Origin of the sequence: Domibacillus tundrae, assembly GCF_000970675.1 — a bacterium.
In the GTDB taxonomy this organism is placed as follows: Bacteria; Bacillota; Bacilli; order Bacillales; family Domibacillaceae; genus Domibacillus; species Domibacillus tundrae.
On record NZ_LAJA01000004.1, the window covers coordinates 194,378 to 219,928 of the forward strand.

A 25,551-nucleotide genomic window follows, 5' to 3' on the forward strand; every position below is an offset into this window, starting at 1 on the left:
TCTAAAGTGGAAAGTTTAAATACGGAGATTGGGGTTGGAAATTCATACGCAAGATAAGCGTCTTCCTTATAATTCAGAAGACGCCATACCTTATATGATAAATCGTTTCCTTTCATGCATCCCCGTGTTCACAGTGTGTAACCATAATATCTTGAACAAAATCTAGGTCATTTTAATACACATAATTAACATTGTGTAAAATTCAAAAATAAGTTATAAAACGAATTAGCTACAAAAAGTCTTTCATTATAGCGTCAGCCAGGTTGGAACCATCACTAAAGGAGAAAAAATTTGGTGTATAGCGAAAGATATGTGCGACATCTTGGAAAAAACAACTGATCCGACACATTAAAACGGTTAGACGAAGACGAAAAAGCCCTAGTTTCAAAGGCAATAATCAGAAAGCCTTAAGCAACTTTCTTGTCATTCAACAACAGCAAAGCTGCTATGGCATGAAGACAAATCGGTTGAAGAGATAATATCAGTTGAAAAATTTGATTCCAACGTACGGGAAGGGGACTTAATATAAGTCCTAGCTTTTGCCGAGGGTATAAAAATGGAACTTTTGAAAGAAGAGACAGAGAGTGTGAAGGGAAAAGCTAGAGCTATAAAAGATCAGCTGCTTAAGCGTAACCAATAAGTAAAAGCCGTATCCAGTCAGTCATTATGCGGGTACGGCTTTTACTTATTATAAATATTCTTTGCTAGAACAGCGACAATTCTAACTCGGGATCGTTATAAATGTATTTATATGATTGTCGTGCAGTAAAATCTTCATCCAACCATCCAACTCCCGAGGATTTACTGGTTGATCATACTTAATAAATTCTTTGATTTTTTCGCAAATCCATCTTTGCGGCCTGAAAAATACTCTGAAAAGGAATCTTTATATGCGGAGGTTTGGTTTCTTACTTCAACTGGGAATCATTAATATTTAATTCAAGTGCTGAGCATAAGCCATTATAAAGAAACGAGCCGAAGTTACGCCTGGTCTGTAAAATTTAGTTGATAAGCTCTTACAATAATGCCGTCATGGGCTGGTTCAAAGTCGAATTGGGGCAAGCGTTCAAATCCAGCCCTTTCATATAAATCGATGGCATTTTTCATAAATTCCCCAGTATGTAGTCCGATCGCGTTGAATCCTTTTGCCTTCGAGCGTTTTATACATTCAGAAATCAGTGCGGATGCCACCCCCTGGCCCCGGGCATCCGAAGCTACAGCAAGCATACGGATTTCAGGATAGTCCAGTTCGCCGATATACCCCTCATAGGCATTCGTTTTGGCTGGGAATAAAGCAACGCTTCCAACAATTTTTTCGTGGAACATGGCAACAATCAATTCCACTCCTTCGTGTTCATCAACAGTCGAAGAAATGGCCTTTTTTAAAGCATTCCAATGATCTGCTGGAAGAACCTCGATGTACTCCCGATAAGCGTCAATTCTTTGTTCACGAATGGACTGATACATCTCTTTTTCTGCATCACGAATCTCTATTTTCTTCATCTCGTTATCATCTCCTGATACTTTTAATTTTAATGAATGAGGAACTTTTCTTCTTGCCCGCTTAAAACATCTCGATGATGCTCCGAATTCCAGCCTGATAGGTCAGGACCTTTTGGTAAAATATTTGCTTCTGCCTTTTCGGGTGAAATCGTAATGGATAAATGATAATGTCTTTTAATCGCATCAAAATCTGTTGTGTCCCCAAACCCTGGTGTTTGATATAAATCGCGTGCATAGCCCCATAAGTTCTGAAATTCGCGAATTAAATTCCGATTCGTATTAAAGGCTGTAAAATAGGCTGCATCGAAACGGGCAAGTGTCGTGTATAGCCTAACATCTGAATCTGTAATAGTATCTCCGAATAAAAATCGCTGTTTGGATAGGCGTTGTTCGAATTTATCCAATCTGTTAAAGAGCATTTCATAGGCAGCTTCATAAGATTCCTGTGATTGTGCGAACCCACATTTGTATACGCCATTGTTTACATCAGAAAAAATGATTTTGTTGAGTACATCAATTTCTTGGCGGAGAGGCTCTGGATACAAATCCGGCGCATTTTTCTTATGATGTGGTTTCCAATCCATTTCCAAATAGTTTGTTAGTTTAAAGTAATCATTATTGACGACCTTTCGTAACTTGATATCGACAATTGCTGGCACAGTAGGCCGACCAGAATAGTTTGGATCAGAGTTATTATAAATTTCACTCATGTATTGAATGCCTAATATTGGATCTGATCCGTCTGTATCCAACGAAAATTCCCAATCCACATGTGGCAGTCTTGGACGCATTGGACTTGCAGTTCCTAAACTGATGGCATTTTCCAATCCCAGAACTTTTCGAACAATGACAGAGCGATGTGCCCATGGGCAAGCAGCTGACCATAGGAGACGATATCGCCCCGCTTCAATTGGGAGTTCATCAGGCTTATTCCCAAAAGATGTAGTAAATCGATTCACTTGGCGTTTAAAGGATCCATCCGCGTTAATTTCAGCTGATTTATTTTGAGTCATATTAAAACTTTCCTTTCTCTCTTGTTTTTAAATTTTTTAATAAATCGGGTTCAGTCTATTAAGCAGGATATCATGAAATTATTATAATTTCTTAAAACTCTAGTGTACTCGAAATTTTCAGTAAATCTTGTTTTGTGCTTTCTGGACTTGGTTTCCAGGCTAGAGTTTATACGAGAACTCACCACAAATTAGGAATTCACCACTTTATTTCAAAACTCCTTCCTAATGAATAAATTTCGAATGTGGGATATATTAAAGTAAATTGATATTAGTATGAAGAATGAACTAAAAAATCCGCTCTTCTTTCGCAAAAATCATCACGAATCCAGGCGGAATTGTTAATGGAGATAGGGATCAGTACGTTTGTAGAAACAACCCCAAACGTTAAAACGGGGGAAGTGATCAGCCATGCACAACAATTGCGTGAAGTAGTTGAGGAAATTGAGCTTGCCGATCCGGGAGCGGGGACAATAGTGAATTGGTCATCCGCGCAGGATTGATGGGGGCGCCACTTTTTCTGGCAATCATAGGAGTATGGTTGAAAGTATGGGAAAATTGGCAAATAAAAAGCGGGATGGACTTATTCAGCAGGAGATTGAAAATCTTAACAATATTTCAGGGAGTTGCCGAAAGATCGGCGGCGAATTGCGCAGGGGCTCATTGAACGAATCACTTTTATGACAGTGACACCTCAAATTTTAGAAGACACGGTAAAAACAAAGGGGTCAACATATTTATTTAAATAGGGTGCCCAGCAAATGGATTAGCGAAAACCTAGCTCAGAAAAGTTTTAACACGATGATGAACCATTATTCGGTTGCTTATGACAAATTGTTTAACATCCTTTCCAAGATGGAGCCGAATGATGACGAAGATGAGGACGGCTTGGATGAATTTGCAGCTGAACGGAATGAACAGCAATGAAATGAAACGTAAGAAGAAAGCAATAAAGAAAAACACCCAAAAGAGGCAGGCGCTTTTGGATGTTTACTGTGATTTTATTTGATACTTTTAATGAATGTGAATGGAATCTCCTGTTCGAATTTCGCCGTTCTTTACAACGGATGCGTAAACACCGAAACTGCCGGCATTGTTTTTGACAATCGACTTTAACACATTTGGGTCCTTTGGAAGGTCTCCTTGCGCAAGAGTCGTCATCAAACAACGCTGTGTCGGCTGCAAAATCTTTAATTGGACGCGGCCGCCAATTGTCAGCACTTTTCCCACCCACTCATTTTCGATAAACCCTTCTGCATCCGGCACATGAATAATGATATTTGGCCTGAAACGTCTTGGTTCAATTCTGCTCTCAGGAATGTGTTTTCTGAGGGCATCAATGGTGGAAGTCGTGATAATGTGAACCATGGCAAGGAAGATAAAAAGAAATAAATTTCAATAGGAATAAATTTCGCCAATGTTTATAAAGCGGAGCCTGTCTTTTTAGATAGGCTCTCTTTCATTTTTTATGTTAAGAGTGTAAAAAACTAAGGATCATTTGATGGTGGGATAAATATTAATTCAGGTAAAACTATAAAACATGTCTTTAAAGTGTTAAAGTATTAATTTAATGGCATTAGCTTAAAAGTGGCAGGTTTTTGTATTGTTGGAGATACAATCTTAAGGACTATTCTTGGTGATACTCCTATATTTAACATGATAAGGGCTGGAATTTGGAGTGTTTTAGAGAATACGCTTTGACTGCTGTGCAAATAGTCAATATTTTAGGAGGGTTAACAATGAGTATGAGTAATGATGATATATTAATTAGATTAAGATATGCTCTGGATATAAAAAATACAGATATGGTAGAGATATTTAAACTTGGCGGCATTGAAGTAACAAAAGAAGAAGTGCTAAAGATGCTCACAAAATCAAAAAACAGTTACCCTAATGAAGCTGACAACGATGGTGATTTAGCCCAAAATGACGACGTGGTAAAATGCAATAATAGTATGTTAGAGTCGTTTTTAAATGGCTTTATTATTTTTAAAAGAGGAAAACAAGATCCAAAACCAGGACAGCCTGATAGACAAGCAATGCCTTTAAAGAATAATGAAAGTATGAATAATCTCATTCTAAAGAAATTGAAAATAGCACTGGCATTAACAAGTGAGGATATGCTTGATATTTTAGAAGAAGCAGGAGTCATTATAACAAAAGGAGAATTAAGTGCTTTATTAAGAAAAGAAGGCCATAAGAATTATAAAGAGTGCGGCGATAGATATGCAAGGAATTTCTTAAAAGGATTAGCCGTAAAATATAGGGGATAAGGGATCATCAACTAACTCTTTAATAGAAATTATAATTAGAACCCATCTTTTACACATGAAATGCGAAAATAACATTAACGGATAATCCAGGTGATTAAATGATACATATATACTCAGGTGAGACAATTAGTTTTGATATAAATTACAAGAAGCGGAAATCCATGGGCATTTATATAGATCTTTATGGAAATATTGAAGTCCAGGCTCCTAAAGGGACACCTGTTGAATGCGTGCTTCAATTATTAGAGGAAAAATGGGATTGGGTTCAGCAAAAATCAAAAGAAATGAAGGAAAGAATGCGTGGGCCAGTGGAGAAGGTCTATGATCACGGTGAGAGCTTTCTTTATTTAGGAAACGCATATCCTATACAGATCTTCCAAGATATAAATATTAAGAAAGACCATGCAGTGCTTGAAGGGGAAAAGTTACATATATATGTGAAACAGCTTGAGGATGAAAAAATAAAACAAGCCTTAAAACGATTTTATTATCAGCAGTGCAAAGCGTTAGTAGAGAAGAGTATTCAGTCCTATCAAAGCAACTTTAAAATAAAGCCACGTTCTATCCGTATTTCTGACAGCAGCCGTACTTGGGGAACCTGTGATTCGAATTTGCAGTTAACATTTAATTGGAAGCTGGCAATGGCACCAATGAAAGTGATCGACTACGTAGTCGTTCACGAAATGTGCCATATGGTCCATTTAAATCACGATCGATCCTTTTGGCGCCTTGTTGGGAAAATAATACCCGATTATAAGGAACTAGAAAACTGGTTAGCATTATCAAGTTGGAAAATGACTGTTTAGAATACGCAGCATTATAGCACTACATATGTAAGCTTCTTAATGAGCAAAGAAAAGGTTTAACTGCCTCACAGTTCAATTTCCATAAAAATCCAAACCTTGATTGGTCAAGGTTTGGCTTTTTTGAAAGAGTAGTCATTCCACTCAGTAATCATCGCTGTCGGAGAAATCAGACGAGTCATCTGATTCATAAGAATCCTCAGATTCGTAATCCTCCTCTTCGTATTCCTCTTCATCCTCTTCATCCTCTTCTTCATACAGGTCATCTATTTCATCCATCAATTCGTAGGCAATGAGGCCGCCTACGGTCACTTTAAATGCTCGGTTAGCTGTTGTGCTGCTTTTCGAAGCGGAATAATAAGAAGGCTTTTGATCATATCGTTCCGGACTTTCAATCGATTCCTGAATAAGCTTTTTAAGTGTTTTTATCAATAGAGATTCATTTTGTATTGTTTCCTCAGACAAAAATATTTCGCGATTTACTTCTTTTTCACCAAACCAGTGGCTCACATCTAATTCCATCCACAATTGAATGCCTTCCTCTTCTTCGGCAAAACGAATTTCCACTTCAGCGACATCGTCTTTAAAATGAGTAGTTGGATAAAGGGCGAACTCCTGCCCATGCGTATCCATACGGCCGGAATTTTCTTCTTCGTAAAAGCCAAGCGCTTCTAGTGCGCTGAATATATTGGCTATAGACTGCGAAGGATAAATATGAATATAATCCACGTCTTTTTTATTTACACCTGCTGCAATATCAAGCTGCGTGTCAAAATAAAAAGCGATCTGTTTATTTGACACAGCCAGATTATTAGGAAGCTCGAATGAAAATGGAAGGACTTTTTGTTCATTTGCTCCAATGATAAAGGAATCGCTTACATGAACGGAAGCAATTTGGCGGCTTACAGTGCCCTTTTTCCTGTGAATTTCGATAAACAAAGCAACTTGAATGGAGTTAATCGTCTGTTCGATTTCTCCACCTGTTACAATCAATTCCCCTTCTGCAGTTTCCCCCATTTCAAATTCATTGCCTTGAAGCTGCAGATCGACGACTGCTGCGCCTTTTCCCAGACTTGCCAGTATCTTTTTAAACAAGTGTTTCCTCTCCCTTCCTCTAGCAGATTTATCATACTTCTTTTATCATAGCTCTCAGCCGTTGCAAGTACAAGATGTCGATTTTAAAAATTCAATCTTTTCACTCATGCGTTGAATGACGTTTTTTATATTTTCTTCTGGAAGCATAAAAGCAGGGACATAAAAATGATAAGCAAAAGCCTGTGCTTGCCACTCCTGCAGTTGGACGAAGAGGAAGGAAAATAAAACCTTTTGACGAAATGTAAATCAAAAGGAGCGTGATTATATGGATGTTGAAGTAAGTTACTATCGATTAGGTGAAAGTGGAATGCCAGACGGTCCGGTTCAATACGAAAAAATAGAAATTGAGCCACATCCAAAAGATGATAAAGATACGTTGGCTAAAGAAGTATTGGGCAGAAAACTAGGGATGGGAAAAGACACATTTAACGTTATAAATATCACGGAAATCTAAGCTTAGGCATCCTGCGGGGTGCTTTTTTCTTTGCTCAAAATACACATTTACAAGAGAATTACTAAGCCGCAACCATGTAGCTGCTGAACTAATTGCTTTACTATGTACAGCAGTATAAGGAGGAAAGGAGCCTTTTGACGTTGAATGTAATAATTTGATGAAAAAGGAGATAATAAAGTGGAATTCAGGGCAGATCTATCCGATTCAATGAGGGAGATGACAAAGTGGAAATCAGGCCAGATCTATGCAAAACAACGGATGTTAACGAAATTTACAATGAAGTGCCTGAACCAGTGAATACAACGGGACAAAACTTGGCAAGTGAACTTTATAAGCATTTAAAAAAAAGAGCTGAAGATTTTGACAATAAGCTAGACGGCGGCCAAGGGGTGGGGATTAGGCTTATTCCATCTGGTCAGTCGGTTACTTTTCAGGTAACTGCATTAGGTTACTGTGATCCCAGCTTAATCATTTTTGCGGGAGTTACTGAGAGTGGACTGGAAGTGCAGTTGATGCAGCATGTATCCCAGCTTAATTTTTTATTAATGGCAATGCCTCGACCGAATCCTGAAGAACCTAAAATTCCATTTGGTTTCATCCAATAATAAAAAGGTCACTCATTAGGAGTGGCTTTTTTATTTGCTTAAAATGAAATACTCCATTTCTTGTCGTACGGATTCCGTATATATGAGGATTGAAAAAATAAATCTTGTAAGTTGGCGGGGCTAAATAATTTTCTTCATACTGCATTTCTGGCATTCACGAAAAAAGATCATATTTTTGATTAAATTGTCTTTTATAGTTAATGAAATAAGTTTAAATGCAAAGAAACCCCTCTTTTGAAGCGGGGAATTTCTTTGCATAACAAGCAAGTTTTTCAAAGTTATTTTGATCAGGCCGGATTAGATAATTTGTTTGCGGCCAAAAATTCTTTGATTTCTTCAATGGACAATCCCAAACTTCTAGCGACTTTCATCAGCTCTACCCATTCAGCATCCAAGCATTCTTCCATCAGTCTTTTTTGCCCTAACAATTAGGTATCCCCCGTTTCCGAAGCGGCTCAGCCATCATAGCCTTTTAATATAGACCTTAGATCTGGAGCTTTGTGTCCCGATCTTTCGATCGGTTTACCTTTTTTCATTATTGTTTTCATAGTGTAACATAAGATTTTTAAGGATCTTGTCGGAAATTGGATTTAGTAAAAACTTTTTTGAAAGTAAAAAACGATAAAGAATTTCAACTATTTTTTGAACGTTTTACGTCATGCAGATGACGTATATATGAAAAGTTTATTGAAGTTTATTAAAGGTTATGTATAGGGAATAAAGCTACTAGCACAAGACAATGATTGCGGGAGGATCACTTTTTTAGACGAAATGACAGACGGGAGGTGGAGAAAATGGAGAAAGGGACAACATATTCTTTAGAGGTTAATGGCGAAGGAACTCACAATTCCTTTAATTATGAAACGATGAGTAAGGCGAGCGAAGCTTACAAATTTCTTTCTGGAAAATTTAGTGAGTATAGGATAAATAATAAAAGTTCTGTAACTTCTGATGAGGAAATTGTACAACTAACCATTAGTGATATGTTTATTGGAACTTTCCCGATCAACACTGCTGCATCGATTGTTCCAGAGGACTGGTTTAGTAAAGATGTATATGAAGAAATGTTAGAAGCTGCTAGGGACTATTATGAAAAAACAAATGAACTAGCAATAGACTAAGACACTCAAAAAAGGAGTGTCTTTTTTCTTTGCTCCAAAACAAACACAAAGGAAAAGAGACTGGTGGTGAGGTGATATGGCTGATGTGCATAAACAGGTTGAAAAAGATTACGTAAAAGGCATGAAGTACAAAAAGATTGCCGAGAATATGACTTGTCGATCAAATACACCTGAATAATTCGTATTCCGGCATTAACTGCTTATTCTGCTGAATACCTGTCTATAATAGTGGGTGGAGTTTCAAATATTCAGCCCCAGTTTTACGAAGAGGCTGAAAAGAATTTCGAACTGGGTTCACGGTTGTCATTTACCCTTATGTGCGGAGCAGTATTTGAAGGAATGTTGTATGCTGAGCTGTATCCGAATTCAAAAAAACCAACGTTCAATGAGTTAATTAAACCAGCACATAGGACGAGAAAAAGAAAACGAAGAATGAAAATTAATGAAGAAAAGCTGCATGCCCATTATAAAATGAAATAGCGAGAGGGATTTCAGTGAAAAATAAATTTAAAGATATAAAACGCGTTGCAAATATAGATGAATTTGTGGATTCTTTAGAATTTGATCAATTACCTATGGCAGGGCAAGAGATCCCACTTTATCATTACACAAGCATTTATGGCTTAGAAGGAATAATTAAGAATAAAGAATTATGGCTATCTAAAAGTGAATTTTTAAATGATAAATTGGAACTTAAATATACCTTAGATACGATTATGATGTTGATAGAGCAATTCATGGGAGCAGATAAGATTACTGAAGAATTAGTTTTTAAAGAATGGATTAAACGATCAATCCAAAATAAATTCTTTTCACTAGAAATTTATACTATCTCATTAAGTACAAATAAAGACTCTAATCTTCTGTGGTCGAATTATGCAAATAATGATGGATATAACATCGAATTTGTCTACTCAGAATTGTTGCATTTATTAAGTGAAAATATAGCTAAAAGCCATGAACCAAAAAAAGTTTTTATTTTTCCTTATGCTGTTATTTATAACAAGGAAAAGCAATTAAAATTACTTAGAAAGGAATTAATAAATCTATATAAAATCTTCTTGTATGCATTTGATAAAAATGATGAGTCCCTTTATTACAAATATGGAGCTAAGCCATTAGCAAATATTGTAACGTACTCTATATTTTTTAAAGATTCTAGTTTTCATCAAGAAGAAGAATTTAGATTTGCTGTTTATTTTACAGACGAAAGCTATGCAAAGAAGGTCACAAAATTCCGAATTAGGAATGGAATTTTTATTCCTTATATTCCTCTTTCTGTTGAAAATTATAATAATAGGAAGTTTATACAAAGCATTACGATCGGTCCTAAAAACAGTTTAGACATTGCTGAAGCAGGTATGGAACACTTTTTAGATAACAATGACATGACAGAAGTTGAAGTGAAAAAATCTAAAATACCTTATAGGTACTAAAGCATCCCGCCACGGATGCTTTTTCTTTTTATAGAAAAAAGGTGGCGAAGGATATATTACAGGGAAGTGTTCCCTTCATCTTTTAAATTTTTAGCCGATAATAAGGAGGATGGTATTTAATAATAAAAGTTTTATTTAGAAATGGAGTATGGCTGCATGTTTAATAAAATTGATTCTTTAGACAGTCTAATAAAAGTGATTCCTATTTTAAAGTCAGCAGTTCCAGCTGATCTTTCAATTGCCATATGTGATTTGGAACAGTTCATAGCTTATTTTCCAGGTGGAAATATAAATCTAAATATTAAAGTTGGACAAAAAATAAATTCAGAAGAACCTCTCTCTGTTGCTATACGCCAGAATAAGCGGTTACAAGCTGAAGTTCCAGCTGATTTTTATGGATTTGAATTTACGGGAACAGCGCTTCCACTTCTTGATAAAACAAATAAGGTTATTGGCGGGATGGCAGTTCAACTACGTAGACAAAGTGAGTTAAGGACTATTGCAGAGCAAATTTCTGCATCCTTGGAACAAGCTAACGAACAAATGACGACAGTCGCAAATGGTTCAACGTCCCTTGCGCAGCCCTCCCAAGAACTTTTAGGAAAATCTCATCAAGCTGGGGAGAGTGTAAAGGAAACCGATCATGTATTATCCATGATTAAGAAGGTGGCAGACCAGACCAATTTATTGGGTTTAAATGCAGCAATCGAAGCAGCGCGTGCAGGAGAAAAAGGCAAGGGTTTTGAAGTCGTGGCAAATGAAATTAGAAAATTTTCAAAAGAAACAGTGGAGTCAACTCAAAAAGTAAGTAAAATAACATCCCAAATTCAAAATGTTACGAGCCAAATGGGTACTTCAATTGAAAAAATAGCTGGGGTTGGCAATAAACAAGCTGCTTCTATGAAACAAATATCTTCCTTAATAGAAGAAATTGAGCAACTTTCAAAAAGCCTAAGTAAATTAGCTAATCAATTATAAAGACTTGACCGGTTTGAATAAATGCTTAAAGGTTTTTAATGATGTTTTTATATTTGAAAACCTTAATAAATAAAGGTTTAAAAGAGTATATAGTGCTTGAAATCGCTATAAAAGCTGTTCCGCACACAAGTTCACCCTTGGGAGCGCGAGCAATACATGTCAATATACGAAGATGGACAACCCCTTGATCCGTATAGCTTCAAGGGGTTTTTCTTTTGCATAGATTTTGTGATAAGAATTCTTAAGGGTTACCACTTAATCAACAGTTTTCTCAGTGGAAGAATGGAAGGGGGCAACTGTTGGAAAGAGGATAGTAAAGCAAGTGCCTTTTCCTATTTCGCTGTCCACCTTGATTTCACCCATCATGGCTTTTACAATACTGAAAATCACCATTGTTCCGAGTCCAGTACCATTTACTTTTGTTGAAAAGTAAGGTGTTCCCAAACGTTCAATTTGTTCATCTGTCATGCCGGCCCCTGTATCTGCCACTGTGATGACTACTTTATCGTTCAGCACCTGTAACGTAATCATTAATTTCCCTCCACCAGGCATTGCTTCAATGCTATTTTTAATGAGATTTATAAGGCACTGATGAAGTTTTTCTCGTTCGCCAGCAATGTATATAGCTTCTGTTTTTTGGATTTCAATACCTACAGCATTCATCAAGGCAAGAGGGGTAACGGTTTTTATAATATGATCGAGTTCCTTATTCAATTCTAACATCTCTACGTTTTCTAATGAAGGTGTTGCAAAGGTAAGGTAATCGGTAATAATAGACGCAGCCCTATCTAACTCTTCAAGTGAGGTGGAGATATAAAAATTTTTTTGCTCATTTGTAAGATTATCATCACTTAGTAATTGAATGAATCCTCTTGTAACCGTAAGTGGGTTTCTTACTTCATGAGAGATACTTGCAGCAACTTCACTGACTGATTTTAACTTTTCAAGTTTTCTTATTTCCGTAGCAAGAGCCATATCATTTCTTGCTCTCTCGATAAATTTAACAAATAATATAATCCCAATTACTTGAATGTAGATGAACGTGATAAAAGACATAAGGTTTTTTATGCTCATTATTTCTGAATAAAATAAACTGAGTGCTGCCCCTGTATATAATGCTGAAAGAAAAGCAACTTCCATAACGTAGCGCAGTCTTTTCGCTAGGTTAACTGTCTTTTCAAAAAAAGGAATCATAAACCAAAGGGAAATAAGCAACAGTATACTGCCGGCTAAATTTATATAGAAGCCAGAACCACCTAAACCAAAACGGTAAGTAATTAAAATAAGAAATAAAAGAAGAGCAACTCTGCGGCCTCCATAAAAAGCACCGACTATAAAGGGGACATAACGCATATCGATTAACTGACCAGGCCCAATTTGAATAGAAAATGTCATACATAATACAATTGAACTCCCAGAGGTCAGAAAAATTAATAGTTTATTAGTTAATTGATGAATTTTCTTTTCAATAAATTTAAGGTATACAAAGAAAAAAGTGAAAATAAAAAAAACATTTAACAATAAGATTTGAAGATCATGAAATACGTTAATCATTTCTTTTACCCCTTCCTACCGTCGCTTATCAATTTGTGTATAATATGGAAAAGTACTACTTAATAAGATAATAAATACATGCAGCAGCGTGCTAACGGTTCTAAACAAGCAGCATTTCTTTTTTTATTATCCTACAAAATAAGTAGTAATCCTACATTTTCCATCCGTCAAATTACGACAAAAGCAGCAATGAAAGTTTAAAGTAAAGTTTCATTTTGAATTCCAATTCCTGCATTTTTAAAAGATGAAAGGGGAAAAGTGTATGCTGATTTCCGGAGCGCAGCAGCGGACAGAACACATGCGCAAATTCACGTCTTATGCCCATAAAAAACACCTCCAAGTTGTTTTGAGGTAACCAATACCTGTTTTCCAACTTAAAGGTGCTTTTTATTTGTCTCACTCTATGGGGGCAGTCCCGTAATGAAGTTTCTCTTTTCACTTAGATGGCTGAACAACTTCCTCCTCTTCTAATGCCTTCTCAGCTTCTTCATTAATTTTATTAACCTCGGTATTTGTTTCTTTCACTTCATCACTTACTTCACTAACTTTTTCATTTGATTCCTCAAGGTCTTCCTCTGCCTCTTCAATTTTATCCTCTGCTTTTTCGGCCTCGCGCTCAGCTTGTTCTAATTTATTATTAGCAGCCTTAGCGTTTTCCATAGCTTTTATCATCTGAGCACTGGCTTTTTCTGAATCGGCAGCAGCTTCTAAAGCTGCAGAGTCTGCTTCTTTCACCATTGCAGCGGCTGAGTTTAATTCTTTTGCCAGATCATCGACATCCATTTTAGATTTTTCTAGGTTAAATACAATATTTTCTGTATTATTTCCAGTGTTTTCAAGTGTATGGAGATTAGTTTCAAGGTCATCTCTGATTTGTGCTGATTCAGCGTTGAGCTTTTCCGAATCAGGTTCCCATAATTCTGTTATGACACCTTTTAAAAGAACGAAGCAGATACAAGCATACAGCAAAAGAGCCCACCATGTTTTATAGAAAGGCTTTTTTTGCCGCAGCAGTTTGGCAGCTGGCACTTTCTAAACACCCCCTGTATATGATCCACTATATAATGAACTCAACAACTACTTGGAAATGCTTCTTTCATTTTTATATTCTTCTTTTACCCTTTATATGAGCAAAAAGGAGAGGGAATTGCTGAATGGCGCGGTTTCATGAATTTTGTACAGCCGATTCGGAAAACAGAAAAGATTGAGGGTATTATGTCTTTGACTTATAGTCGGTTTTGTAATTCATTATGATTATTAAGCGATACGGACTTTTAAATAACTCTCGGTTCTTCTTCTACGACAGGCTCTTCTTCAACAGGTTCTGCAGGCTCGGGAGTTTCTTCTTCAAGAGTTACTGTTACTTCATTGATAAATAAAAACATAAGTAACAATGTGCAAAATTCAATAATTAAAATTTTAAAAAACCAACATTTTTTTATGTTGGCTGTTCATATTCCGCCAATGCTTCACTCAAAAGTTGAATGTCACTTTGGATAAATTCTCTAAGGTTTGAATCTTCGCATTTATAATAATCATCTATTAGACGGCCAAGCTCAATAGATAGAATGACGGTTACTTCTTCCAGAGCGAACATCTCCTCTCTTCCTTTTGAGTAGTTTATCTTAGTTCAAATGTATTATACATGAAGATTTATGGTATTTTCTAAAAAAACAAAAAAAGCTGAAAATTCAAAGGGAGATATAAATACTATACAGGACAAAAATTATAATTGAATTTTTATAAACAAAAAGGTATGGCAAGGGTTGACCATCCTGGCTTAGTTGATGCAGCATTAAGATCGAGAGCATTAAATTGCAATGTCAGCGATAATAATAAAATTAAAGACAGACCAACTTTAAGTATCATTTTTTGTTCATTCTAATACCTCCTACATTTGTTTGTGGGTCAATTATGCTATGAAGGATAAAAGATGTAAATAACAAGAACGGAATAAAAAACCCCGTCAATTGACAGGGTTAAATAATCTTCTTCATACCGCAATTACGGCATTCACGTAAGAAAATAGCATTTTTGATGGAGCTCTTGAATTGGGCATTATCGCAATTATCGCACCGGCCGCTTTTAATGTCGGGATACTCAAGAATGTTGTAGGTCACGCTTAAATCAATTTTCTGTTCTGTTTCCATCATATTCACCTCACCCGGATAATCATATCACTTAAATGGTGGCGAGAGAGGCAGGAATTTATCTCCTTTTGTCGAAAATAAGGTAAAAGGGGATGTTCTTATAAAAATTAAAGTGAGTTATTACACCTTAGACTGTGATGGGATGCCTGAAGGACGTCAAATTTATGAACAAGTAAAGATAAATCCAAACTCGATTGATAGTGTAAGTGTGCTGGTTCAAGAAGCATTAAGCCAAAAATTGAATACGAATAAAGATAAATTAAAAATTATGAGTACGACATAAATTTTAATTTCATTCTCTACAAGCACCCATCGCGGTGCTTTTTTTCTTTTCTCCAAAACAAACAATTAATGATATTGACGGAGTAGAGAATGCATACAAATCTATAGTGAGATTATGCATCAAAAGAAACCCCCAGTAAAGGTTATTTACTGGGGGTTTCTTTAATATCTGAATAACTACCCATAAATACCAGGTTCACTTTCTAATGGAGAAAACCTAAATGATTAATGTTCTCTTAAGGAAGCTAAAGGAACATTTTGCTCTTTTTGCGGCTCATTAAGAGGATAAATTCTAGCCGTTTCATTGCTTTCTTCCACATGTTGAATAAAGACGGGTACTTCATTGAAAGTGACATTGACCATCACTGGTGAAGCGGCAATTTCTTGAGCTCGTTGTTTATTCATGATCATGATCTCCTTTTAATTTGTAACAGTAATAACATTTACTTAGGGAGCTTTAATTATTCTTATTAATAAATATTAAGCGGCAATATACAACATCTTTTATAGTGATGCTCTTAATTACTTAAATCTGGAAAGAAACCTGTTGTCGCTGAATAATATGCATAAGCACCAGACAAACTTTTTAAAACGGTTGATAAGCAACTGGGTATTGCCTTCCTCATTATAGAGTTTTTGGTGCTGCATAAAACTTACTTTGTATCTGCAGAATTTTTTTAAAAATACTGGTTTGTATCAAAAAACAGCGGACCGAAACAATATTCCTTTTGCAGGCATCGATAAACACTGTCCGCCGATCATGCCGGCACGAGGCATTGGACTTGATTACTTGGCACATTGCCAGCGAGGAGAAAAAAACAGATGAATATTACGGTTGGTAAGTATCTGCTCACATTAGACAGCGTAAATGTGAACGTAAACGAAGTATATAAAACGAAAATTGATGGTGCGGGAACCGGCGAATTTGCTCAAAAGTCACTGAGCTATCACAAAAACTTTGAGTCTGTTTGCAAAGCGCTTCTGGAACGAGAAATGAAAGTGAGTAATGCCAAAAACCTGGCCGAACTTGTCAAAATTGTTATTGGTGCAAAGCGAAGCATTGTTGAAGCGGCAAAAACAATCAGCCTTGAAAAAACGGCGGTGGAACAATGAGTCAGCCAGCAGCACCTTTTAACGAATCCCAGGTGCATTATTCGAACGGATGGCACTGGGGCGATGAAAAATACTGGGGAGAAGCTGGCGAAATCATTGGCATTCTTCCTGACAATATTGTGATGGGGCTGCCACACGACAAACGTTCCACAGAGTACTGGTTTTACTTCGCGGCCATCAGCCGGTCAATCACATCTGCCTTTATCGGGAACGGAAAAAGGGAACTGACTTCTGATGATGAAAGAAGATGCAATGCCCAGGCGAAAGAGCTCATGAAAGATTCGATTGAAAATAAAACGCCAGTCAAAATGCTTCTGGCCAAATACGAAGTGACAGATCCATACCGTCCGCCGGATCTTTCCGGTCTTCAAGTAGTCGAGTATTTGCCGGTAATCCGTGAAGGGCATTGAAAATAGATCTTCTCAACAGTTGAACTCAAATTATTCAATAAAGAATTAATTTGTACTAAACGAGTGAAGTATTTTGGATTTAATACTAATAGCCTTGATAAATCATTAAAAAAAGATTGATCAAAACAAGTCCCAAATACTTTTTAATTATTACATAGCAGAACTGCAATGGCCTGAAATAATTTTCATTTTCCCGCCAATATTTTGCCAAACCCGAGCGTAACCCATCTCATCTTCAATTGAATCAGCACCTAATGTTCCTTTTAAGGTAGAAGCAAATGACTTTTCCGGGTTGTTTGACGTTTTTGGCGATAGTCACGAATCAAAAGAAATAGCGGAAAATCTGAATGTGGTTTTCCAGATGATGCAAAAGAACACAGAAAAGGTCTGCCTTCGTCTTGAACTGGTGACCGAAGCTATTGAAGTTGGTTTATGGGAAATGGATATTGTAGAAGGCGATCCTAATCATCCGGATAATTCGTTTGTATGGGGAGACGCGGCCCGTAGAATGTTTGTGGTTACCGGGATGAAAAGGAATTCCCTAACAGCCTTGATAGTCTGGTGAGGATTTTACATCCGGGCGACCTGGACTGGGCGCTTGAATCTTTTGGGGATCACTTGATTGACCACACGGGAAAGAACCCATTTGATATAGAATATCGTGTGCGTTTTAAAAATGGTGAATATCGCTGGATGCATGCTACTGGAGCGACAATCAGGGATGTGAATGGCCTCCCTCTAAAAGTTGCAGGTGCATTATTTGATATACATGATAAGAAGATGAAAGAACAGCAATTGGAAGATCTAGTAACACGCTATGACTTGATTAATAAGGCTTTGGTTGAAGCCCCTTGGGATATGACAGTGGCAGCAGGCGATGTAGTAAATCCGAATAATGAATTTTGGTGGTCGCCGCAATTTCGAAAAACGCTAGGATTCAAAGATGAGACAGATTTTCCAAATGTGATGAGCAGCTGGAGTGATCGGCTTCATCCAGAAGATACGGAACGTGTAATTCAAGCTTTTGCTGCCCACTTAAATGATTATACTGGAAAGACACCATTTGATCTCAATTATCGCCTGCAATTAAAAAACGGTGAATACCGCTGGTTCCATGCAGGTGGAGAAACGATTCGGGATGCTAAGGGAATTCCCTTGCGTGTAGCCGGAACTATACATGATATAACGCATGAAAGAAATAAAGAGCATATTGTGGAAACAATGACTTCCAGAATGCAGGAGCTTTCTAATTCGATTGAAGAGGTGGTGAGAGGCATCAGTTCCATAACTAATGATGCACAGGATCTCGTTGCGGCTCAGGAACAATCCACTAATGCTGCGATTAAAGCAAAAAGCAGTGCTGATGAAACTCAAAATATTTCTAATTTTATAAAAGGAATTGCTGATCAAACAAATCTTTTGGGTCTAAACGCCGCTATTGAATCTGCCCGTGCAGGTGAACTAGGCTGTGGTTTTGGCGTGGTAGCGGATGAGGTAAGAAAATTGGCAATCAATAGCGCAGAGGCTACAGGGAATATCGAAAGCAGTTTGAATGAAATGAAGAATCTTATTGAAATAATCCTTACCTATATGGACAAAATAAGCAGCCTTGCACAGAATCAAGCAGCATTGTGCAAAAATCAATAAAAGAAATCAAAAAAGAACAACCAAGATACTTCTACACTGATTGTTCACACTGCAACAATGCTTCATTCAAAAGTTGAATATCACCTTGTATTAGTTCTCTATGGTGCAAATTTTTGCACTTATAGTAATCGTCTATTAATCGGATCAGTTCATTGGATAGAATAATAGCTATTTCTAACAAGGTGATCGCCCCTTTTATGAGTATTTTGATTTGGATACAATGTGTTCTATATGAAAGTTTTAATACTTTCTAGAAACATATAAACAGGTTTAAAAAACTAGAATCATAATATAACTACTCTAAAGTATGAAAAATATGCATAAATTTTAAAAAATAATTTAAATGAACGAATAGCTATAAAAACTTCGAAGGAGGATACGAGAGGTGATTAAAGTTTACAGTATACAAGGTGATCTGGAAGGATGACAGCCAGGTAGTGGATTTAATCGTTTCAAAGTTTTATAGCGAATCACCACGAGTAGAAGTGCTCATTGAAGAATTAGAACAGGGATAAGGGAGCTTGAAATGACAGCGTACGAATACCACATGGCGCAGGCAGCCAAGCATGAAAAAGACGGTAACCAGGTTCGGACAAAAATGCATCTTGATCTTGCTGACCAGTGCAAGCTCAATAGTTCGTCCCAGTTATTCACGGCGAACTTTCTTTAAATACGATACAATACTCGTTTTTAATGAGGCGTAGGAACCGATAGCGGAATATCCATAAAACCATCCCATGAACATACCGGCAACTAGATCCCCTCTATGGCTGATAAAGACAGAAATAAGTAAACCGACGATTAGCGCAATGGCTGGAACTAATGCTTTCGAGGGCTTAAAGAACACTTTAATTAACTGTGTGAGAATAAGAACTATTGGGACGGCAGTAACCGCATCCCAAAAATTTGTATGTATGGTTGGGAAGTCCATGTAGATATCACCTTTTTATCGATATCATGCCAAGGTTTTCATTTTTTATTCAAAGTACGTTCAGAATAAATCATAGGCCATTAAAACCCTCGTTAGTACTAATGTCATACTAATATTGATACTAGTACCAGTGAAACTATTCTAAAGGGGTGGGATCCTTGCAGTTTTCAGAGGGGGATTGGGTCATTGTCGAGTCTGGAGGCGGAACAACTTCATGGGATTTTTCGATCCGTCGGAAATTGCTTGAACAAGCAATCGGGCAGGGGGTAACGGTAATAGAATATAAACAGGGGGAGCGGAGGCAGTGACATTAAACAGTAGAGATTTGAGGTGCATTATTGGACAAAAAAGTAACTATCTCAACCAAGAATAGTTACTTCGAAAATTTCTGAATACGTGCAAAAAAGTATCCGGGCAAATTTATTATATGTAGTAACGATTGAGGAAGTGAAACGTAGTTTGCTGAATAGTGAAGTTTTAAACAAGCCGGCAACTTAATGACCTCTGTGGCTTATAAATATTAAAATTTGTAAGCCGATTACCAGTACTATTGTTGAAACGAATGATTTAGGAGTTTTAAAAAAATTTTTATCAGATATGTTAGTACTAAAACATCTAAAATCGCAATAACAGAGTTCTAAAAATTTGTATGTATTGTAAGGAAATCCATAAATTTATCGTCTTTTTATACCTAATGTGGTTTGTATTTTGCTTATTGAAAAAAGGGGAGACAAACTTGGAGAGCGGAGAGTGGAAAAAAGTCGAAATCGGGGACGTTACAGTCATTGGATATGTCAGTCACATCGGTTATTACGGCATTCAAATTGAAATAATAACAGTCGCCAGAATCAAAAACGGTGAACTGGAATGGACAACGCCAACGAGGGCACTATTTAAGGAGCATCGTCTTGAATCCCTTGGCACATTGCTGGATGATATGCAGGATAAGACAGCACTTATTGATCTAGCGCTTATGACAAGAGATAAGAAATGGTTTGAAGAGTTGACAGGAAGAAAACAAAAATGGCCTATCGTGGAGCAGTAATTGAGCAGCAGTGGACGCCAGAGGAAATGGCAGCGTATTGCAAGAAATTTGAAGCAAAGCGCCCGGCCTATGTTAGAGAGGCAGACGAACAACTGTGGAACCGTTTCTCGTCACGCGGGAAACGGACAGTCAATTCAAACGGAAATCTCAGCAAAGCTCAATACATGCGGTTTATGGAGAAAGGCTTGAGTGATGAACACATTTTAGCAAAGTATCAGGATTTGACGCCGAAATGATTAGAAATGGCGAAGAAGCGGTGGGGGTTTGCAAAAAAAACAGCCAGGCAAAGGCCTGACTGCAAAAATGGTTTCGAGTTGTAGGAGTTGGGTTTTGCAAATGACAGTACCAGTATAAACCACTTGATAAAAATTTATACAAAAAAGCCGAGGTTTTTCTCGGCCCGGAGATAATCTATTACAGACTTATGTATTCCAACCATATTAAGTGTACCCGGTCTAGAAAAAAGTAAACAAAAAAGCCGAGAAAAAGTCCCCGGCCTGTTTCAATATTACTCGCAATTCTATTTTAACAGACTGGGGGCGTCCGGGGTGGAAAAATCAAAATTAGATATAAAAATGACAGCAGAGATCGATCTCATGAATGAAAAGAAAATGTATGTGGTGAAAGAAGGCAGGCTCATTGCACATGAATTGCCCGATTATGGCCAGACCATCATCGTTACGATGGGCGGTCGAGTAAATCGTTGGAGATGAACACCAAAAGGAAGGTGTGAACATGGAAAACCTCAGCATTATTGAAAGAGGATCAACTGCTTTTAATTACAAAGAAATATTTTAGGATTGGCTGGCTGTGTGCCCATTATTCCTACCTTAGAAGTAATGAGCCTTTAAAGTGGGATGAATATGAAGTATAAGCGCTTGAGTTGGATTTAACATCGATTACACATACTTTTAACTGCATTAATGAATAATAACAAAAAATAACGGCTGGTCATGAATACATTGAAAATTATTAAAATGTAAAGCACCCACTGCGGTGCTTTTTTCTTTGCTCCAAAACAAGCTGTAACGATAAAAAACTGTAACGAAACAGCTGCTGAAAAAATACCTTCATCTAAACAGGAAATCGCACGCCGGCTTAAACAAACGACTGCAGCTGCAACGCCGGCGCCAGTTGAAAAAGAGGAGGAAATCAAATTGTACCAGCCATCGAACGCATCCCTTAAAAATTCAACTCGTACAGTATTAAATCGTCTTGTAGCAAAAGATCCGAATGGCATTGATCCGTAATGGGTTAAAAAGCTGGATGATGGCACATTGACTGAATCTGATGCAACAGGTCTATTGTTTATAGCTATTGAACGTGGATTGATCCAAGGTACAAAGGAATAAACCGAAAAAATCCCCAGTTTTGGCCGGGGTTATATTCTTAAATATTATTTTATGTGTGGTGACGCATAAGTATATCTTAGGGGTGATATTGATAATGGATCCGCTCGACAATGTTATTGGTGTAAAGGAAGCAGCAGAAAAACTCGGGTTATAGATAAAACAGATTTAAAAAGACTCATCAAAAATAATGAGGGGGAAAAGTAAGATGGAAAAAGTAAAGCTATCTAAGAAAATCGATACTCATTTAAGAGATACGTTACAAGTGTTTTTAATCGCAGATGATGTAAAAACGTCAAAAAGGCTAGTGTTAGCTCTGGAAAATGCACACATTCGCACATGGGCAGATAAAGAAAACAATATGACTTTGTTGGTTTCGGCTTTGCAAAATGGGTATGAAGTTGAAATATCGAAAGAAGAAAGACTGTTGGTCGAATTAGAATCAATGATGCAAGCGTTTCGGGAAGCGCAGGAGAATTATATTGAGGAAATCCGCGCTCAAGATCAAACGGAACGAGCTGACACTTTAGAAAGATCCATGAACGAAAAGGTGGAAAACTGCAAACAATTGATTGAGGAATATGAAGAAGAAGCCGCTCTTTCATGAGCGGTTTTTAATTTTAGGATGTGTTAAAGAAGATTGTTGATATTTGAAACCTTAAGACATTAAAGGATATAGTGATGGTAAGGATGAGTTTGTTAAAAACTTGGAACAGCGGGCAATCAAATGGAAAACAAAAAGATAATAGGTAATCTTTTTTTTAATCATTTGTGCTGGATAATCACTTGGAGTTGTTTCTCGCATCTTTTTTTCTTCAAATACCTTATAATCGAGCAGCACTTGTCAGAAATGTTCTGCTTCGGTTATAAGGGCTTCTAAAAACTCTTTTTCAGGGAGCACAGCCTCGGCGTGAATATGTTTTGTTTTCCACTCATCGATGATGAGAAAATGTAACAAGTTGTTATCTAATGCAGTTAACTTCAATATCACAGGGTCAATGCCATACATCGTTTCAGCGTTGCGCATTTCTACATATTGTTCAATCGCATCTAAATAAGTCTGTTCCCACAAATCTAATCCATTTACTGCGTCGATTCCAACCAACACTTTATTTTTGTACTGAATGGTCACATGCACCTGAATATACTCAGGAGTAAACTTTCTATAAGCAAAGTAGTCCTTTAACTTGGATAATTCCTCTAATCCAATATAGTGTGCTCTTGTATACTCAAGGCTGTTTAAGTTTGGACGTTCATATGAATGCTTCTCTAAAAAGGTTTTGATTTCAAACATGCTTTGTCTCCTCTACGAATGGTTCCCTTCTTGTTTTAGTATAACAACCAAGCCGCCAGCCTGTTCAAGAAAATCAACAACGTTCTTTAATGGAGCCTATGTAAAAGATAGCGATTTGATCTAAACTAGTAAAATCACGATTCTCAAAGTTTTTACACGAAATTTCCTTTATCGGTGGACGAAAGCAACGTTATAATAGAAGAAAGAAGGATTATTCAGAAAATGAGGGGGGCTTTTTTTTATTTTTTGCAGTGTAAAAAACTTATACATGGGTTATCACTCCTATTCATTGAAATGATGATCGTCCTTTTGGTGATTACGGTATTGCTTTTTATTACTATTCCAAATGTAGCTAAGCAAAGCAAAAATATTAATGCAAAAGGGTGCGACGCATTTGGGCACATGGTTGCATACAAAAGCAGGTATTATAGAAGCCGAGAGGGAAGCGGATTCAAGTACATATCATTTAAAATGCTTGGATGAGACAATTTGTTTCAAAATAAAAAAGTCCTCCCTTGATCAAAAAGGAGGCTTTTTCAAAGTTAAGACGAACATAAAAGCATTTTTATTTTTCTAAAACTTGATTTATCACTTCACTCGGTTTGCTGTTATTTAGGTTTTTGTAAATGCAGCTTGCTGGTTTTTCTCGTAAAGGACTTAATGTTTGTTGAAAAACTACCCGACAACGAGGGAATATTATTTATGTTTCCAGAAAAAACATATGGCGGTTTTTGGATGAAAAACACCTTAATTCCTTTATCTATTGCTTTTCTTGATTGAGATGGTAAAATTATCGAAATACTGGATATGAAGCCTTGTAAAGAGGAAGTAAGAGATTTTTATATAACTGTATTATCTTTACAAAATTAGGTTGAAAGGACAACGTGAATCGTTGTCTTTTTCTTTGGTTAAAAATTAGCGGATCCTATTTATTAAACGTGCCTTATTTAAGCTATGCCATAAACCCATATTTGGCTGTTCCGCTTATTTACATATGGTAGCGTACAAAAGCAGGTATCATAAACTCCCTAGCGGAGACGGCTTCAAGTAACGGAGAATTCCTAGTGAAATTTTATGATAGGACCAAAAAAACAATTAAACGTATTTTAAACAGCGATTAAATGGATTGATTTTTATGATAAAGATGATGAAACGAATAGACTATGATGAGCAAGCCCTTAAAGGCATTTGTAGCCTATTTTATAAAGAAGGCAGTATAGACACAAGATGAAAAGTGGAAAAACGCCTGTAGAGGACATAAGCTACGCCCAGATGATCGCTTTAGTTTATAAAGCAGATGATGATATTTATATAAAGAAAACCTTCTCTTCCCAATAAAAAAGAATGTTTTGATTTTCTTATAGTACTAACCATGCTGGTTAGTTGAAGAAGAAATGATAAAATATGTAAAAAAACTCTATTTGGGGTGCGATTAAAACCTAATCCATGACTTTTATTTTTTATTGCTATTTTTTTACACAGATTAAATGGTAAGATGGCACTAAGTTTCTTTTTATTCCATAAGTAATTAAGCAAGGGAGTGTCCCATAATGAGCGAGCATACGAAAAAAGATATTTTTAATTTTTATAGCGATGATTTATTTCGCCTAATCGTTGACAATACATTTGAAGCGATGGTTTTACATGCCGATTATAAAGTCGTTTATATAAATGAAACAGGAGCAAGACTGCTCGGAGACAGTAGTGAGGAACTACGGGGAGCAAACGTCCTGGATCTCTTCTTGGAAGAATCAAAAGAAGCGATTCGAGAAAGGGTTAGATGTGCCTTAGAAGAACAAAAGGCTGGCGGGCTAATCGAAGAAACCATTCAATCCTTAAATGGAACTCAATATGAAGTAGAATTATACTGTCATCCTTTCGAATTTAAAGGAGAAAGAGCCGTTCTTTCTGTTTTTAGAGACATTGGTGAGAAAAAAGAATTGGAAAGACAATTAAAGAATAAGATAAATGAATACTCAACACCTATTGTTCCTTTATTGGATGGAATCTCTGTTATTCCATTGGTAGGTAACATTGATGAGGAAAAGGCAAGAATGCTTATTGAAAATTTACCTTCACAAATCAAGGGATTCCAAGATACAAAACATATTATTATTGATTTTTCGGGTATTTATAATATAGATGAACTGGTTATTGAATTTTTGTTTAAAATTGAAGGGATTATGAGATTACTTGGAATTAACCCTATTTTTACAGGCATAAGACCTGAATTAGCTGTAGGGGTAGTTGCAATTGGGAGAGACCTGTCAAATATCAGGACCGAGAGTACGGTTAAAAAGGCTTTAACTTCTTTAAAGGGTAAATGATTGAAAATAAAGTGGAATATCAGTATGAGTGATCATATATTTAAAGCCTCCACTACTGGAGGTTTTTTTAGTGGTTATTGAACTTCCATGTAAGAACGAGTTTCCTTACATAATCTTGTGGTGCAGTGGTTGTGTTGCATGGATGGCTAACGGGGCAGCATTCCTGTTAGA

Annotated in this window: 30 protein-coding genes, 3 pseudogenes and 1 riboswitch; of the genes and pseudogenes, 21 read left to right on the plus strand and 12 right to left on the minus strand. The window is 36.7% G+C overall.

Going from position 1 to position 25,551, the window contains the following annotated elements:
- Window positions 1-981: 981 nt before the first annotated feature.
- Both VQ00_RS06365 and VQ00_RS06370 read right to left on the minus strand, forming a co-directional pair.
- Window positions 982-1,503 (minus strand): GNAT family N-acetyltransferase, encoded by a 522-nt coding sequence (locus tag VQ00_RS06365; protein WP_046179305.1) that lies wholly within the window; start codon window positions 1,501-1,503, stop codon window positions 982-984.
- A 29-nt stretch (window positions 1,504-1,532) separates the two neighbouring features.
- Window positions 1,533-2,516 (minus strand): glutathione S-transferase family protein, encoded by a 984-nt coding sequence (locus VQ00_RS06370; protein ID WP_046179306.1) that lies wholly within the window; start codon window positions 2,514-2,516, stop codon window positions 1,533-1,535.
- Between the two features lie 341 nt (window positions 2,517-2,857).
- Here VQ00_RS06370 and VQ00_RS18475 point away from each other — a divergent pair.
- Both VQ00_RS18475 and VQ00_RS19340 read left to right on the plus strand, forming a co-directional pair.
- Window positions 2,858-2,971: pseudogene (locus tag VQ00_RS18475) on the plus strand (LLM class flavin-dependent oxidoreductase); the annotation flags it as partial.
- Window positions 2,972-3,314: 343 nt separating this feature from the next.
- Window positions 3,315-3,440: a hypothetical protein gene (locus tag VQ00_RS19340; protein ID WP_281175903.1), complete on the plus strand. Its 126-nt coding sequence runs from the start codon at window positions 3,315-3,317 to the stop codon at window positions 3,438-3,440.
- Window positions 3,441-3,527: 87 nt separating this feature from the next.
- Here VQ00_RS19340 and VQ00_RS06375 read toward each other — a convergent pair whose 3' ends face one another.
- The gene (locus VQ00_RS06375) at window positions 3,528-3,881 is read right to left on the minus strand and encodes an MOSC domain-containing protein (RefSeq protein ID WP_082091485.1); all 354 of its coding nucleotides are present in this window, start codon (window positions 3,879-3,881) and stop codon (window positions 3,528-3,530) included.
- Between the two features lie 371 nt (window positions 3,882-4,252).
- Here VQ00_RS06375 and VQ00_RS06380 point away from each other — a divergent pair, with 371 nt between their 5' ends.
- Window positions 4,253-4,786: a YehS family protein gene (locus VQ00_RS06380; RefSeq protein WP_046179307.1), complete on the plus strand. Its 534-nt coding sequence runs from the start codon at window positions 4,253-4,255 to the stop codon at window positions 4,784-4,786.
- Window positions 4,787-4,884: 98 nt separating this feature from the next.
- On the plus strand, window positions 4,885-5,592 hold the full coding sequence (locus tag VQ00_RS06385) for a M48 family metallopeptidase (RefSeq protein WP_046179308.1): 708 nt from the start codon (window positions 4,885-4,887) through the stop codon (window positions 5,590-5,592).
- Between the two features lie 141 nt (window positions 5,593-5,733).
- Here the strand turns inward: VQ00_RS06385 and VQ00_RS06390 are convergent, their stop codons facing one another.
- Window positions 5,734-6,684, minus strand: a complete 951-nt coding sequence (locus tag VQ00_RS06390) for a sporulation protein (RefSeq protein ID WP_052728389.1) — start codon at window positions 6,682-6,684, stop codon at window positions 5,734-5,736.
- A 265-nt stretch (window positions 6,685-6,949) separates the two neighbouring features.
- Between VQ00_RS06390 and VQ00_RS06395 the strand changes: the two genes are divergently transcribed.
- Window positions 6,950-7,138, plus strand: coding sequence for a hypothetical protein (locus VQ00_RS06395; protein ID WP_046179309.1), 189 nt, complete (start codon window positions 6,950-6,952; stop codon window positions 7,136-7,138).
- 224 nt (window positions 7,139-7,362) lie between these two features.
- Window positions 7,363-7,743 carry a DUF6173 family protein gene (locus VQ00_RS06400; RefSeq protein WP_052728390.1) on the plus strand — a complete coding sequence of 127 codons (381 nt, stop codon included), beginning with the start codon at window positions 7,363-7,365 and terminating at the stop codon, window positions 7,741-7,743.
- 287 nt (window positions 7,744-8,030) lie between these two features.
- Here VQ00_RS06400 and VQ00_RS18025 read toward each other — a convergent pair whose 3' ends face one another.
- Complete coding sequence (locus VQ00_RS18025) at window positions 8,031-8,171, minus strand: anti-repressor SinI family protein (protein WP_082091486.1); 141 nt, start codon at window positions 8,169-8,171, stop codon at window positions 8,031-8,033.
- A gap of 18 nt (window positions 8,172-8,189) precedes the next feature.
- Window positions 8,190-8,280: riboswitch (cyclic di-GMP riboswitch) on the minus strand.
- A gap of 257 nt (window positions 8,281-8,537) precedes the next feature.
- Here VQ00_RS18025 and VQ00_RS06405 point away from each other — a divergent pair.
- The 3 genes from VQ00_RS06405 (at window position 8,538) to VQ00_RS06420 (ending at window position 11,278) form a co-directional block, all read left to right on the plus strand.
- A complete protein-coding gene (locus tag VQ00_RS06405) occupies window positions 8,538-8,864 on the plus strand; it encodes a hypothetical protein (protein ID WP_046179310.1) in 327 nt (108 codons plus the stop codon).
- A gap of 494 nt (window positions 8,865-9,358) precedes the next feature.
- The gene (locus VQ00_RS06415; protein ID WP_046179312.1) at window positions 9,359-10,300 is read left to right on the plus strand and encodes a DUF2971 domain-containing protein; all 942 of its coding nucleotides are present in this window, start codon (window positions 9,359-9,361) and stop codon (window positions 10,298-10,300) included.
- 156 nt (window positions 10,301-10,456) lie between these two features.
- Window positions 10,457-11,278: a methyl-accepting chemotaxis protein gene (locus tag VQ00_RS06420; protein WP_046179346.1), complete on the plus strand. Its 822-nt coding sequence runs from the start codon at window positions 10,457-10,459 to the stop codon at window positions 11,276-11,278.
- Window positions 11,279-11,533: 255 nt separating this feature from the next.
- Here VQ00_RS06420 and VQ00_RS06425 read toward each other — a convergent pair whose 3' ends face one another.
- From VQ00_RS06425 to VQ00_RS06435, 5 genes are all read right to left on the minus strand, one after another.
- Complete coding sequence (locus tag VQ00_RS06425; RefSeq protein WP_046179313.1) at window positions 11,534-12,832, minus strand: ATP-binding protein; 1,299 nt, start codon at window positions 12,830-12,832, stop codon at window positions 11,534-11,536.
- 435 nt (window positions 12,833-13,267) lie between these two features.
- Window positions 13,268-13,861, minus strand: coding sequence for a hypothetical protein (locus VQ00_RS06430; RefSeq protein ID WP_046179314.1), 594 nt, complete (start codon window positions 13,859-13,861; stop codon window positions 13,268-13,270).
- Between the two features lie 409 nt (window positions 13,862-14,270).
- The gene (locus VQ00_RS18480; RefSeq protein WP_156153986.1) at window positions 14,271-14,429 is read right to left on the minus strand and encodes a hypothetical protein; all 159 of its coding nucleotides are present in this window, start codon (window positions 14,427-14,429) and stop codon (window positions 14,271-14,273) included.
- A 382-nt stretch (window positions 14,430-14,811) separates the two neighbouring features.
- The gene (locus tag VQ00_RS18795; protein WP_245618064.1) at window positions 14,812-14,982 is read right to left on the minus strand and encodes a DUF8096 family protein; all 171 of its coding nucleotides are present in this window, start codon (window positions 14,980-14,982) and stop codon (window positions 14,812-14,814) included.
- 507 nt (window positions 14,983-15,489) lie between these two features.
- On the minus strand, window positions 15,490-15,669 hold the full coding sequence (locus tag VQ00_RS06435; RefSeq protein WP_046179315.1) for a small acid-soluble spore protein H: 180 nt from the start codon (window positions 15,667-15,669) through the stop codon (window positions 15,490-15,492).
- Window positions 15,670-16,086: 417 nt separating this feature from the next.
- Between VQ00_RS06435 and VQ00_RS06440 the strand changes: the two genes are divergently transcribed.
- The 5 genes and pseudogenes from VQ00_RS06440 (at window position 16,087) to VQ00_RS18485 (ending at window position 19,104) form a co-directional block, all read left to right on the plus strand.
- Window positions 16,087-16,377 (plus strand): hypothetical protein, encoded by a 291-nt coding sequence (locus VQ00_RS06440; protein ID WP_046179316.1) that lies wholly within the window; start codon window positions 16,087-16,089, stop codon window positions 16,375-16,377.
- Window positions 16,374-16,787: a hypothetical protein gene (locus VQ00_RS06445; protein WP_046179317.1), complete on the plus strand. Its 414-nt coding sequence runs from the start codon at window positions 16,374-16,376 to the stop codon at window positions 16,785-16,787. The genes VQ00_RS06440 and VQ00_RS06445 overlap by 4 nt, the downstream gene beginning before the upstream one ends.
- Before the next feature lie 226 nt (window positions 16,788-17,013).
- Window positions 17,014-18,419, plus strand: a pseudogene (locus VQ00_RS06450) (methyl-accepting chemotaxis protein); the annotation flags it as partial.
- 428 nt (window positions 18,420-18,847) lie between these two features.
- Window positions 18,848-18,949 (plus strand): annotated as a pseudogene (locus VQ00_RS18035) (RusA family crossover junction endodeoxyribonuclease); the annotation flags it as partial.
- Between the two features lie 11 nt (window positions 18,950-18,960).
- On the plus strand, window positions 18,961-19,104 hold the full coding sequence (locus tag VQ00_RS18485) for a hypothetical protein (RefSeq protein ID WP_156153987.1): 144 nt from the start codon (window positions 18,961-18,963) through the stop codon (window positions 19,102-19,104).
- Here the strand turns inward: VQ00_RS18485 and VQ00_RS19100 are convergent.
- Window positions 19,081-19,365 (minus strand): hypothetical protein, encoded by a 285-nt coding sequence (locus VQ00_RS19100; RefSeq protein ID WP_046179318.1) that lies wholly within the window; start codon window positions 19,363-19,365, stop codon window positions 19,081-19,083. The genes VQ00_RS18485 and VQ00_RS19100 overlap by 24 nt on opposite strands.
- Before the next feature lie 158 nt (window positions 19,366-19,523).
- Here VQ00_RS19100 and VQ00_RS18490 point away from each other — a divergent pair, with 158 nt between their 5' ends.
- The 5 genes from VQ00_RS18490 to VQ00_RS06475 all read left to right on the plus strand — a co-directional run bounded on the left by VQ00_RS18490 (window position 19,524) and on the right by VQ00_RS06475 (window position 22,366).
- Window positions 19,524-19,673 carry a hypothetical protein gene (locus VQ00_RS18490; RefSeq protein ID WP_156153988.1) on the plus strand — a complete coding sequence of 50 codons (150 nt, stop codon included), beginning with the start codon at window positions 19,524-19,526 and terminating at the stop codon, window positions 19,671-19,673.
- 428 nt (window positions 19,674-20,101) lie between these two features.
- Window positions 20,102-20,410, plus strand: coding sequence for an IDEAL domain-containing protein (locus tag VQ00_RS06460; protein WP_046179319.1), 309 nt, complete (start codon window positions 20,102-20,104; stop codon window positions 20,408-20,410).
- Complete coding sequence (locus VQ00_RS06465; protein ID WP_046179320.1) at window positions 20,389-20,646, plus strand: hypothetical protein; 258 nt, start codon at window positions 20,389-20,391, stop codon at window positions 20,644-20,646. Before VQ00_RS06460 ends, VQ00_RS06465 begins: the two co-directional genes overlap by 22 nt.
- 312 nt (window positions 20,647-20,958) lie before the next feature.
- Window positions 20,959-21,123: a DUF3954 domain-containing protein gene (locus tag VQ00_RS18040; protein WP_245618058.1), complete on the plus strand. Its 165-nt coding sequence runs from the start codon at window positions 20,959-20,961 to the stop codon at window positions 21,121-21,123.
- Between the two features lie 844 nt (window positions 21,124-21,967).
- Complete coding sequence (locus VQ00_RS06475; RefSeq protein ID WP_046179322.1) at window positions 21,968-22,366, plus strand: hypothetical protein; 399 nt, start codon at window positions 21,968-21,970, stop codon at window positions 22,364-22,366.
- A gap of 237 nt (window positions 22,367-22,603) precedes the next feature.
- Here the strand turns inward: VQ00_RS06475 and VQ00_RS06480 are convergent, their stop codons facing one another.
- Window positions 22,604-23,053, minus strand: a complete 450-nt coding sequence (locus VQ00_RS06480; RefSeq protein WP_046179323.1) for a hypothetical protein — start codon at window positions 23,051-23,053, stop codon at window positions 22,604-22,606.
- A 702-nt stretch (window positions 23,054-23,755) separates the two neighbouring features.
- Here VQ00_RS06480 and VQ00_RS19495 point away from each other — a divergent pair.
- Both VQ00_RS19495 and VQ00_RS06490 read left to right on the plus strand, forming a co-directional pair.
- Window positions 23,756-23,833: a DUF192 domain-containing protein gene (locus VQ00_RS19495; RefSeq protein ID WP_425388354.1), complete on the plus strand. Its 78-nt coding sequence runs from the start codon at window positions 23,756-23,758 to the stop codon at window positions 23,831-23,833.
- A gap of 770 nt (window positions 23,834-24,603) precedes the next feature.
- Window positions 24,604-25,380, plus strand: a complete 777-nt coding sequence (locus VQ00_RS06490; protein WP_046179324.1) for a PAS domain S-box protein — start codon at window positions 24,604-24,606, stop codon at window positions 25,378-25,380.
- Window positions 25,381-25,551: the final 171 nt, after the last annotated feature.